Source organism: Thermocatellispora tengchongensis (assembly GCF_014202315.1).
In the GTDB taxonomy this organism is placed as follows: Bacteria; Actinomycetota; Actinomycetes; order Streptosporangiales; family Streptosporangiaceae; genus Thermocatellispora; species Thermocatellispora tengchongensis.
In genome coordinates this window covers 126,342-137,461 of the sequence record NZ_JACHGN010000011.1, presented here as the reverse complement: position 1 = coordinate 137,461, position 11,120 = coordinate 126,342, and the positions used below count along the sequence as shown (strand labels likewise).

The following is an 11,120-nucleotide window of genomic DNA, read 5'->3' as shown; positions in this document are numbered from 1 at the left end:
AGGCACGATGCCTCCGACACTGACGTCCTCGGCACTGGCCGGGGGTCTCGCGGCCACCGTGGCGGCCTTCCTGGCCGGGGTGGCGATCATCCCCGGCTCCGCCGCCACGTCGGTCTCCGTGGCCGGCGCCCTGATCGTGGCGAGCGCGCTCGCCTGGAGATCCGGCAGCGCGCCCGCGCTGCGGACGGTGATCGTGGTCGATCTCGTCGTGCTCTTCGCGCTGGCCGGCGCGCACCTCCTCGACGGCGCGGTGCTGGTGTGGCCGGTGACCGTGCTGCTGGCGCTGGGCGTCGCCCACCTGGTCAACCGCCGCGCCCCCGCGCCGCACCCCACCTCCGAGTGGCTGCGGCGCGGACGCCTCACCCCCGAACTGCCCTGGCTCATGGCGCTCACCGTGGTGGCGAGCGCCCTCGCCCTCGTCGCCTGGGCCCGCGTCGCCGACCCGCCGCCCCCGCCGTTCGTCGCCGGCCTGGGCGACCGCCCGGCCTGGCTGCTGGTGCTCGTCATCGTCGCCTTCGCCGCGGTGAACGGCCTGGCCGAGGAGTTCCTGTACCGCGGCGTGGTGCAGACCGAGCTGACCGCGCTGCTGGGGGTGGTCCCCGCCGTGGTCCTCCAGGCCGCCGCCTTCGGCGTCGCCCACCTCGGCGGCTTCCCCTCCGGCTGGGTCGGAGCGGCCATGGCCGGCATGTGGGGGCTGGTGCTGGGCGTCATCCGTGTACGCACCCGCGGCATCCTCGCCGCCTACCTCGCCCACCTCGCCGCCGACGCCACGATCGGCGCGATCGGCGTCACCCTCCTGTTCTGACGCCCTCACCTCGCCCTCAGGAGGCACCCGTCGACAAGTACGGATGGACGCTGACCGTCGTCGCCGTCAGCGCATTCATGATCACCATGGACAACACGGTGGTGGTCAACGCCGTCCCCACCATCAGCGCCGACCTCGGCATGTCGAGCGACGACGCCGCCTGGGTGACCACCGGCTTCATCCTGGCGTTCTCCTGCCTGATGCTCGCGGGCGGCCGGATGACCGACGTCTACGGCTGCCGCGCCACGTTCGCCGCCGGGATGGTCGTCTACACCGCCGCCTCCGCGCTCTGCGGCCTGGCCTGGAACGCCCCGGTGCTGATCGCCGGCCGCCTCCTCCAGGGCGCGGGTGCGGCCATCGCCCTCCCCGCCAGCCAGGTCATGGTCACCATCGCCCGGACCGACCGCCAGCGCTCCCGCGGCCTGATCGTGTGGAGCGCCGCCAGCACCGCGGCCCTCGCCCTGGGCGGCCCCATCGGCGGCGCGATCGTCGAGTACGCCCCCTGGGGCTGGATCTTCCTGATCAACGTCCTCCCCGGGGTGCTCGCGGTGATCCTGAGCCTGGTCCTCGTCGAGGACACCGGCCCGCGCACCCGCCGCCCCCTGGACCTGCCGGGCGTGCTCGCCTCGGCCGTCCTGGTCTTCGCGCTGTTCCACGCCCTGGAGTCCGGGCCGGCCGCGGCCCCCCTGACGCTCGCCGCCGTCGCCCTGACCGCCCTCGTCCTCATCGAGCGCCGCACCCGCGACCCCATGCTCGACCTGCGCCTGCTCCGCAACGGCGTCTTCGTCGGCGGCCTGCTCGCCCAGACCCTCAACGGCATGGGCTTCGCCGCCCTGCTGTACTACTCCGCCTCGTTCATGCAGATCTACCTCGGCTTCAGCCCCACCAAGGCGGCCCTCGTCATGCTCCCCGCCGCGGGCGTGGTGCTGATCCTGACCCCCGTGGCGTCCTGGCTGGCCACCACGATCGGCCCCCGCCTCACCGTCGGCGGCGGCATGGCCCTGATGGCGCTGGGCGTCTCCCTCTTCTCCGGCCTGACCCGCGCCCACGACTTCGCCGACCTCATGCCGGGAGTCCTGACCGTCGGCGCCGGCGCCGCCCTGTGCATGCCCCTGCTGATGTACGTCCTGAAATCCGTCCCGGAGCAGACGGCCGGCGTGGCCAGCGGCGTGATCAACATGTTCCGCGAGATGTCCGCCGCCTTCGGCATCGCGATCGTCGGCCTCCTCATCCACCACATCCCCGCCCCCGGGGCCGGCACCGCCACCATGGAGGCCTTCCGCGACACCGCCTCCTCCGGCTACCTCCTGACCGCCGCCCTCCTCCTGCTGGGCGCCGTGGCGGCCGCCCTGACCCTCCCACCCCGCACCTCCCGGGCACGCGTGACCCGGCCGGACGTGCGATCGTCGTCCGCCTGACGCACGGCCGCGCCGTCCACGGCGTCACATGGCCGCGCTCACGGGCATGGCGCAGGTGAGGACGGACGTGCCGGGGCCCGCCTCGGCGCGGGTGCCGTCCGGCAGGGTGACCTCGGCCGAGGTGCCCGGCGGCACGGTGACCTCAAGGGTGAAGGCGTCCCGCTCGATCCGCCAGGACGACTCGATCCGCCCGTACGGCGACTCCAGGCTCGCGCGGGCCCAGGTGATGCCGCCGCCGGGCTCCGGCGCGACCGTGAAGCGGCGGTAGGCCGGCGTGTCGCCGGAGAGGCGGATGCCGGCCATGTACCCGTACAGGAACTCGACCACGCTGGCCCGGGTGGGCAGGTTGAGCGCCTGGTGGGTGGAGCCGTCGGCGGCGATGCCGTCCCATTCCTCCCAGAACGTGGTGCCGCCGCGTTCGATCACGGTCAGCCAGGACGGCGGGGTCTCGCGCAGCAGCAGCTCGTAGGCGACATCGGTGTGGCCGGTCTCGGCCAGGACCGGCAGCAGCAGGTGGGTGGAGGGCAGGCCGGTGCCGGGGTGGGTGCCGGCCGCGCGGATCAGCTCGACCAGGCGCCGCGCGGTGCGCTCGCGCAGCTCGTCCGGCACCAGGCCGAAGGCCAGCGCCCGTACGTGGGTGGCCTGGGTGTCCACGGTCAGCGCGCCATCGGCCCCGATGAACTCGGCCTGCCACGCGGCGCGGACGTCGTCCGCCAGGCACCGGTAGCGGGCGGCGTCCTCCGTCCGGCCGAGCACGGCCGCGGCCCGTGCCAGCAGGTCCGCCGAGCGGTGGAAGTAGGCGGTGGCGAAGACCGCGTGGTCGCGGGCCTCGGCCTCGGCCACCGCGGTCCTGATCCACTCCTCGAACCCCGAGGGGTCGCCGAGATCCGGGTCGCCCGACTCCGCGTGACCGGTGCCCGGTTCGAGGTGCTCGCCGAAGTGGTACCCGGTGTCCCACAGGAACTCCTCGTGCGGTGCGGGCTCCGGCCGGCGCGCGGCCCGGGTGGGGTGGCGCTTCTCCCGCGCGGTATGGGCGACGTACTCCACCCAGGCCGACATGGAGGGGTACTGCTCGGCGAGAACCGCCTGGTCGCCGTAGGCGCGCCAGATCTCCCACGGCACGGCGACCGCGGCGTCGCCCCAGCCCGCCTGGCCGTGCGGGATCGCGTACGGCGCGGTGAGGCTGTCCGGGCCCAGCGGGTCGGGGGAGTAGTTGGTGATCTTCCCGTCCGGCCACTGGTCGGCGGCGAGATCGCGCAGCCATTTGACGGTCAGGCCGGACACGTCGTGCAGCAGCCGCGCGGAGGGCAGGTTGAACCCCCAGTCGGTCCACCCGGCGCACTCGCGGGTGATCTCGGTCTGCGGGATGTCGCACTGCTGGTTGCGCAGGGTCCAGAACGCGATCTCGTGCAGCCGGTTCACCCGCCGGTCGGAGCACTCGAACCAGCCTGTTCGGGGCAGGTCGGAGCCCAGGACCACGGCGGTCACGTCGTCCGGCGTCAGGTCCCCGGGGTGGCCGGTGACGCGCACGTACCTGAAGCCGTGCCTGGTGTGCCGGGGCTCGAACACCTCGCCCGCCCGGCCCGCGGCGATCACCCTGTCCCCCTGGACGCCGCGCGGCGGCTCGTACCAGGGGATACCCGCCTTGGCGCTGGCGGTGTCCACGTCCCCGGCGGGGGTGACGGCCTCGGCGTGGGTCAGCAGCAGCGAGGTGCCGCGCGGGCCGAGGCCGGTCAGCCGCACCCGGCCGTTGACGTTCTGCCCGAAATCGGCGACCTGCCGGTCCGGCCCGATCCGGGTGATCGCGACCGGCCGCAGCTCCTGGATCGCGCGCACCGGCGGGGCGGGGGAGGAGACCAGGCTCGCGCCGGTGGCCTCGGCCAGGGCCACCGGCGCCCAGCCGGCCTCGAGGTCGCCTGGAACGCTCCAGCCCGGCCGATCCTCGCGCAGGTCGTTCTCCTGGCCGTCGAACAGGTCGGCGGCCCTGATCGGCCCGGTCGCCCAGACCCAGTCCGGTCCCGTGCCGAACACGGTCTCGGTGCCGTCGTCGTGCTCGACGTGCATCTGGGCCAGTAGGGCGGTGCGGTCGCCGAACCCGTCGGGCAGACGGTGGTAGGAGGTCCTGCCGCGATACCAGCCGTCGCCGAGCACCGCCCCCAGCACGTTCTCACCGGGCCGCAGCAGCCCGGTCACGTCGTAGGTCTGCACGTGCAGCCGGGTCCGGTACGCGGTGAAGCCGGGCGCCAGCTCGATGTCGTCGGCGCGGGCGCCGTTGAGGTGCAGCTCGTACAGGCCGCGAGCGGTGGCGTACACCCTCGCCCGCGCGACCGGGCGGGAGAGGACCACCTTGCCGCGCAGCAGGTACGCGGGCCGGTGACCGGCGGGCGGGATCCGCTCGCCCTCGCCGGGGCGGATCCACGAGGCGGCCCACTCGCCCGGCTCCAGCAGCCCGGTCTCCCACCGTCCCGGCTCCGACCAGTCGCTCTCGCCGAGGTCGGTCCACACCTTGACCGCCCAGGTGGCGCGCTGCCGGGAGGCCAGAGGCGGCCCGCCGTACGGGACGAACAGGGTGCGGCCGGACTCCACCCGGCCCGTGTCCCATTCCGTGCCGCCCGCCTCGCCGCGGATCCGGTACGCGACCTGGGTCCGGGCCCCGGCGGGCAGCCGCCAGCTCAGCCTGGGCGCCCGCGTGGTCATGCCGAACGGTTCGGTCAGGTGCTCCACCCGCAGCCCGCCGGGTCGGCCCGGCCCGTTCACGCCGCGCTCCTTGCCCCGGTCCGCCGCAGGACGAACTCCGCCATGGTCTGCACCGCGTGCCGCCCCTCCGGGAGGAAGGAGGCGAACAGGTGCCAGTAGTGGAACATCCCCTCGTAGACGCGCAGGTCGGCCTGGCCGCCGGCGGCGCGCAGCGCCTCGGCGAAGCCGCGCGAGTCGTCCAGCAGCGTCTCCTCCCCGCCGACCATGAGCAGCACCGGCGGCAGGCCGCGCAGGTCGGCGAACAACGGCGACACCAGCGGGTCGCGCGGGTCGTGCCCGGCCAGGAACCGCTCGGCCACCTGCCGGTAGACGTCCTTGGTGGCGACCGGTTCGAGGTGCAGGTTGGTGGTGTGCGAAGCGCCGGTGAACGTCCAGTCCAGGGCGGCTGAGGTGGGGATGGCGCCGGCCGGCAGTGGCAGTCCCCGCTCGCGGGCGGCCAGCATGGCGGTCACGGCCAGCCCGCCGCCGGCGGAGTCGCCGCCGAGCACGACGTTGCCCGCGCCGAGCAGGTCCGCCGCCCACGCGTACGCGGCGACGGCGTCGTCGAGCTGCGCCGGGAAGACGTGCTCGGGCGCCAGCCGGTAGCCGGGCAGCAGGACCCGGCAGCCCGCGGCCCGCGCCAGGTCGGCGCCGAAGGCCCGGCGCCCGGCGGGAGAGCCGATCATGAACCCGCCGCCGTGGAACCACACCACGGCCCGGCCCGGGTCGCTCCCCGGCACGCTCACCCACAGCGACGGCACGCCCGCCGCGTCGACCGCCTCCACGATCGCGTCCGGCGGCACGAACCGGGCCCACAGCGCGTCGTCGCGGGCGCGCAGGTCCTCCACGGACGATCCCCCGGGGTCTTCCCCGGCCGCCCGGAACAGCTCCATCGCCCGTCGCTTCAGTTGATCGTTCGCCATCATCTGCTTCCTCGGTGCTTACTTGGCCGGTCCGCGCTTACTTGGCCGGTCCGCGCTTACTTGGCCGGTCCGCGGCGATCTCGTCGCGGTGGCGTCGGACGTCGATCTCCATCTCCAGCCCCGTGACCGGCGGCCGGGCGCGGTGCCACACGATGCCGTGAGCGGGCGCGACCCCGGCGAGCCCGGCGATCCCGTCGAAGGCCGCCGTCGCGGCGGTGGTGTGCGGCGAGTACAGGTGCACCTGGGCGGCCGGGGTCCACGGGACGCCCAGGCCGGCCAGGCAGTCCAGGATGTCGCCGACGATCGAGGCGGTCTTCGCCGCCATCGCCTCCTGCCCGGTCTCACCCGGCCGCACGATCCCTTCGGGGTATCCGGCGCCGGCGGGCACCTCGGCCGCGCCGGACACGACGTACGCCGGGACGTCGCCGCCGTCCGGGACGGTGTAGGAGAAGGCGAGGACGCCGGTCTGCGGCGGTGGATCGGCCACGGGGATCACGTTGGTGCGGGCCAGCGGCGGCGCGCCGTCGCGCAGCAGGCCCCAGGCGCGGAGCTGCGCGACGTAGGCGGAGTTGAAGTCGATGAAGCCCTGGCGGTCCAGCGCCCGCGGCATGCGCAGTTCCATGCCGCACAGCGCCTCCAGCGGCCGGCCCGCCTCCTTGAGGTGCCGCTCCACCGCGGCGAACCCCTCGCCCAGGGGCACGGGTCCGGGCAGGACCGCCCGGACGATCGTGAACCCGGGCAGCGCGGCCACCCCCCGGGCGGCGAAGGTGAGGCCGGGCAGGTAGGCGTAGCCGCCCGCGGCGTTCGGCGTGCTCATGCGCGGCTCCCCCTGGTGAGGGAGGAGAAGAACGTCTCCGGCCACGGCGGGATCGAGGGGTCGGCGAGAGGGCGGCTGGGCAGCTCCTTGCGCAACACGGGCGCGATCTCGCTCTGGAACAGCTCCAGGGTCTCCAGATACTCGCGCGGGCTCAGCAGGTCGCCGTCGACGTGGATGTGCAGCACCTCGTGCCCGAACCGCTCGTGGTAGCGGTGCACCTTCTCGATGATCTGCTGCGGGCTGCCCACCAGCGCCGAACTGCGCTCGACGAAGTCCTCCAGCGAGGTGAAGGTCAGGTAGTGGCCGTAGCGGTTGTTCACGGCCAGCCGTTCCTCGAAGATCGGCCGGTAGCGCTCGATCGCCGTGCGGCTGTCGCGGTGGCCGTAGTAGCCGGCCGTGCCCGCGCCGACCAGGGCGTCGGCCGGGTCGTGGCCGTGCAGCGCCCACTGCTCCCGGTAGTGCCGGATGAGCTCGGCGTACGGCTCGATGGGCCCTCCGCCGTTGGAGGAGAACAGCGGGTCGCCGTGGCGCGCGGCCAGCTCCACCGACTCCTTGCTGGTCGCGCTGCCGTGCCAGATCCGCAGCGGCCGCATCGGGCGGGGGCGCACCTCGGCGCCGGTCAGCGGGGGCCGGTGGCGGCCCTGCCAGGTGACGCTGTCCTCCTGCCACAGCCGCCGGAACAGCTCGTAGTTCTCCCGGTGGCGTTCTCGCTGGTCGTCCTTTGTCACGCCGAACATCGCGGCCGACTTGGGGCCGTTGCCCTTGCCGATGATCAGTTCGAGCCGGCCGCCGGAGAGGTGGTCCAGGGTGGAGTAGTCCTCGAAGGCGCGTACCGGATCGAGCAGGCTGAGCGTGGCGACCGTCGTGAACAGCCGGATCGTGGAGGTGCGCGCGGCGATGTTGGCCAGGATGACGGGCGGGGCGGACTCCTCGAACGGCCGCTCGTGCCGTTCGCCGATGCCGTAGCCGTCGAAGCCGAGCCGCTCGGCCAGCACCGCGTTGTCGACCTGCTCGGCCAGGCGCACCGTCGGCGGCTTGCGCTCGCTCGACAGGTGCGGCAGCACCAGGAACTTCACCGCGGGCTCCCCGCCGCGGGCGGCACCGGCCTCCCGCGGCCGGTGATGGTGAGGATGGTCACGACGACCTGCTTCCACATTAGGGGTTGATGTGTCACCTCGACCGTAGCCCCGCCCGAGATGACGCGTCAACCGGCTGGGGTAGGATCGCGGCGTGGCACACCTTGAGCGCGATGACGACCGAGGCGGAGACGAGCCAGGGGCGCTCTCCGCGCGCGAGGAGCGCGCGTGGAACGCCTTCTTCGAGATGCAGGTGCACTTCTGGCGGCAGATGGCCCAGCAGTTGCAGCGCGAGACCGGCCTGTCCGAGCCCGACCTCGCCATCTTGACGGCGTTGCTGAACGCGCCGGGCGGACGGCTGCGGGCCTACCAGCTCAGCGGGGTCACCCAGTTCGAGAAGAGCCGCCTGCACCACCACCTCACCCGCATGGCGGGCCGGGGCCTCATCACCCGCGAAGCCTGCGCCGACACCCCCCGAGGCACCGAGATCGTGCTCACCCCCGAGGGACGCCGGGCCATCGCCGCCGCGCTGCCCAGACGGGTCGCCCACATCCGCCGCTGGCTGATCGAGCCTCTCGGCGAGGACGAGCTGGAGGCGATCACGCGCGCGTCCGCCAGGATCCTGGCCAACCTGCGCGCGAACGCCCCCGAGACCGCCTACCCCCGGCCCGGCTCGTCCTGCTGAAGCGTGGCCAGGCCCAGCCCGGCACCGCGATGATCCCGGTGATGATCGCCGCGACCGGGACCGACGTGCTGGCGGCGTCGATGGCCCTGCTGGCCCTCGGCCGCCTGTATCAGGGGCGTGGCGACGACCAGGAGGCCCGGTCGGCGTTCGACGAAGCCGTCTCCCTCGGCCACCCCGTGCACGCCCCGCGGGCGCTGCTGGAACTCGCGCGCCTGGAGGGACGGGCGGGCGACACCGCCGCTCAGGAGCGCCATCTCGTCGAACTCGTGGAGGCCCGGATCGAGGACGTCATCGAGGCCGCCGCTCTGGACCTGGGCGCACTGCGGGCCCGGGCGGGCGACGTACCCGGCGCCGTCCCCATGCTGGAACTCGCGGCCGGCTCCCTGGACGATGAGATCGCGGACGCCGCCACCGAGTTGCTGAGCCGGTTGCGCGCACAGTAGGCCGGGCCGGTCGCCCGCTCCGGGCCGCCCGTCGGCTCACGCCGCGAGGCCCCCGATGAGGAGGTCGACGATCCGGTGAGCGAGGGCGCGCAGCTCGTCGGCCGGCTGGCCCTCGGTCTTGCGGTACCACATGTCGACGGCGTTGAGGTTGCCGAGCAGGATTCTCGCGGCCAGGGACGCCTCGACCGGGCGCAGCGACCCGTCGTCGATGCCCTCCTGGACGACGCGGCGGAACATCAGCTCGTACTCGCGCCGGAGCCGGTTCAGGGCCAGCAGGGCCTCGCGCTGGCGCTCCTTGAGCGCGGTGGACACCTCGCCCCGCACCGCCTGGTGGATGACGTGGTGGTAGGCGGGGTTCTCCATCAGGTTGAGCTCGTGCGCGACCGACATGGCCGCGAGCCGGTCGCGGCCGGCCCCCGGGCCCTGGGCGTGTGGTTCGACCTGCTCGCGGACGCGGCGCATGCCCTCCTCGTAGACCGCGAGCAGGATGTCGAACTTCGAGCGGAAGTGGTAGTAGACCAGGCCCTTGGTGGCCCCCACGTCGCGCGCGATGTCGTCCACCGTGGCGTTGGCGAACCCGCTGCGCATGAACGCCTCCGCCGCGGCGTCGAGGATCCTCCACCGCACCTCGGGCACCGATCCGGGGCTCGCACTCACCGACTTCTCCTCCTCGCCGCGACCGGGTTCATCGTCGCACGGGCTGACTGGGGCGGTTGACACCGCAGTGAGCCAGATTTAACGTGATACTCGGTAGTATCGCACGTCAGAGAGTCGCACGACCTGTTCGCTTCCCCCGGCCGTTCCGGTCCGGACGCCCCGGACACCCCCCTTGAACCTGGCCACCTCCGGAAGGGCGCCCCATGACGAACGCGAAAGATCTGCTGCACGAACTCGCGACGAGGAAGGCCGTCAAACGGCTGCTGCCGGTGCTCGGCATCGCCTACTTCATGTCCTACGTCGACCGGACCAACGTCGCCCTCGCCAAGACGGCGCTGGAGGCCGACGTCGGGATCAGCGCGGCCGCGTACGGGCTGGGCGCGGGCCTGTTCTTCGTGAGCTACGCCCTGCTGGAGGTGCCGAGCAACCTGGTCCTCTACCGTGTCGGCGCCCGCGTGTGGATCACCCGCATCGCGGTGACGTGGGGCGCGGTGTCGGCCGCCATGATGTTCGTGCAGAACGAGCTGTCGTTCTACATCCTGCGGCTGCTGCTCGGCGCCGCGGAGGCGGGCCTCTTCCCGGCCATGATGTACATGGTCACGCTGTGGTTCTCCCAGAAGCACCGCGTGACGATCGTGGGCCTGATCTACACCGCCCCCTGTATCGCGATCTTCATCGGGTCGCCCATGGGCGGCGCGCTCATGGAACTGGACGGCCTGGGCGGCCTGCACGGCTGGCAGTGGATGTTCCTGGTCGAAGGGCTCGTCACGGTCCTCGTCGGAGCGCTGGTCTGGTTCGCCCTGCCCGCGCGGCCGGCCGACGCGCGCTGGCTCACCCAGGAGGAGGCGGCCGTGCTCACCGAGCGGGCCGTGAACCAGGGCGCCCCGGCGCAGTCGCGTACGCACGGGAGGCTGCGCCTGGCGTTCGGCCACCCCACGGTGCTCCTTCTCGCCGGGATCTACTTCATCAACCAGGTGATCGGCGCCGGCGTGGGCTTCAACTTCCCCGCGCTCCTGCAGTCGCTCGGCCTGGAAAGCCCCTTCCTCATCGGGGTCGTGGCGGGCGGCGGCGGCATCTCGGGCCTGGCGGGCGTCCTGCTGTTCCCGTGGCTCAAGCGCCGTTTCGGCCGCGAGGTCACGCTGATCGGGCTGTGCGCCGCCGCGGGCACGGTCATCCTGATCGGCTTCATCGCCTCCACGAGCGCGGTGCTGAGCATCGGCCTGGTCTTCGTCGCCAACTTCTTCGCCCTCGGCACCCTGCCGCTGTTCTGGTCGGTCGCCATGTCGCGGATGTCCGGCCTGGTGGCGGCGGTCGGCCTGGCCTTCATCAACATGATCGGCATCACCGGGGGGTTCGTCGGCCCCTACGTCTACGGCCTGGTCGAGGAGGCCACCGGAAGCCTGGTCGCGCCGTACTACGTCCTCGCCGCCGCCTCGCTCGTCGGCCTCGCCCTGGTGCCCATGCTCGCGTTGTCGATCCGCCGGCAGGCCGCGGACGAGGCGACGCCGGGGGAGCGGCGTACGGCGGCGCCGGCGTGACTGCCCCGCGCGACGTATCGAT

10 protein-coding genes are annotated in these 11,120 nt (G+C 73.4%); 5 read left to right on the top strand and 5 right to left on the bottom strand.

Going from position 1 to position 11,120, the window contains the following annotated elements:
* The first annotated feature begins 7 nt into the window (after positions 1–7).
* Both HNP84_RS51250 and HNP84_RS25575 read left to right on the top strand, forming a co-directional pair.
* On the top strand, positions 8–805 hold the full coding sequence (locus tag HNP84_RS51250) for a CPBP family intramembrane glutamic endopeptidase (protein WP_221336730.1): 798 nt from the start codon (positions 8–10) through the stop codon (positions 803–805).
* Positions 688–2,223, top strand: a complete 1,536-nt coding sequence (locus tag HNP84_RS25575) for an MFS transporter (RefSeq protein WP_312925696.1) — start codon at positions 688–690, stop codon at positions 2,221–2,223. Before HNP84_RS51250 ends, HNP84_RS25575 begins: the two co-directional genes overlap by 118 nt.
* Before the next feature lie 24 nt (positions 2,224–2,247).
* On the opposite strand, the gene HNP84_RS25570 is transcribed toward HNP84_RS25575, so the two are convergent.
* From HNP84_RS25570 to HNP84_RS25555, 4 genes are read right to left on the bottom strand one after another with little or no spacing between them, the layout of a single operon-like run.
* Complete coding sequence (locus HNP84_RS25570; RefSeq protein ID WP_221336729.1) at positions 2,248–4,980, bottom strand: family 78 glycoside hydrolase catalytic domain; 2,733 nt, start codon at positions 4,978–4,980, stop codon at positions 2,248–2,250.
* Entirely contained in the window at positions 4,977–5,885 is a 909-nt protein-coding gene (locus HNP84_RS25565) for an alpha/beta hydrolase (RefSeq protein ID WP_185052445.1), read from the bottom strand. Before HNP84_RS25565 ends, HNP84_RS25570 begins: the two co-directional genes overlap by 4 nt.
* A 34-nt stretch (positions 5,886–5,919) precedes the next feature.
* A complete protein-coding gene (gene cnbZ / locus HNP84_RS25560; RefSeq protein WP_185052444.1) occupies positions 5,920–6,699 on the bottom strand; it encodes a 2-amino-5-chloromuconate deaminase CnbZ in 780 nt (259 codons plus the stop codon).
* Positions 6,696–7,775, bottom strand: coding sequence for an LLM class flavin-dependent oxidoreductase (locus tag HNP84_RS25555; protein WP_312925694.1), 1,080 nt, complete (start codon positions 7,773–7,775; stop codon positions 6,696–6,698). The genes cnbZ and HNP84_RS25555 overlap by 4 nt, the downstream gene beginning before the upstream one ends.
* 154 nt (positions 7,776–7,929) lie before the next feature.
* On the opposite strand from HNP84_RS25555, the gene HNP84_RS25550 reads away from it, so the two are divergent.
* Complete coding sequence (locus HNP84_RS25550) at positions 7,930–8,460, top strand: MarR family winged helix-turn-helix transcriptional regulator (protein WP_246518615.1); 531 nt, start codon at positions 7,930–7,932, stop codon at positions 8,458–8,460.
* Positions 8,461–8,501: 41 nt separating this feature from the next.
* Positions 8,502–8,903 carry a hypothetical protein gene (locus HNP84_RS25545; protein WP_185052441.1) on the top strand — a complete coding sequence of 134 codons (402 nt, stop codon included), beginning with the start codon at positions 8,502–8,504 and terminating at the stop codon, positions 8,901–8,903.
* A 36-nt stretch (positions 8,904–8,939) separates the two neighbouring features.
* On the opposite strand, the gene HNP84_RS25540 is transcribed toward HNP84_RS25545, so the two are convergent.
* Complete coding sequence (locus tag HNP84_RS25540) at positions 8,940–9,560, bottom strand: TetR-type transcription factor C-terminal domain-containing protein (protein ID WP_221336728.1); 621 nt, start codon at positions 9,558–9,560, stop codon at positions 8,940–8,942.
* Positions 9,561–9,763: 203 nt separating this feature from the next.
* Between HNP84_RS25540 and HNP84_RS25535 the strand changes: the two genes are divergently transcribed.
* On the top strand, positions 9,764–11,098 hold the full coding sequence (locus tag HNP84_RS25535) for an MFS transporter (RefSeq protein ID WP_185052440.1): 1,335 nt from the start codon (positions 9,764–9,766) through the stop codon (positions 11,096–11,098).
* The last annotated feature ends 22 nt before the right edge of the window (positions 11,099–11,120 follow it).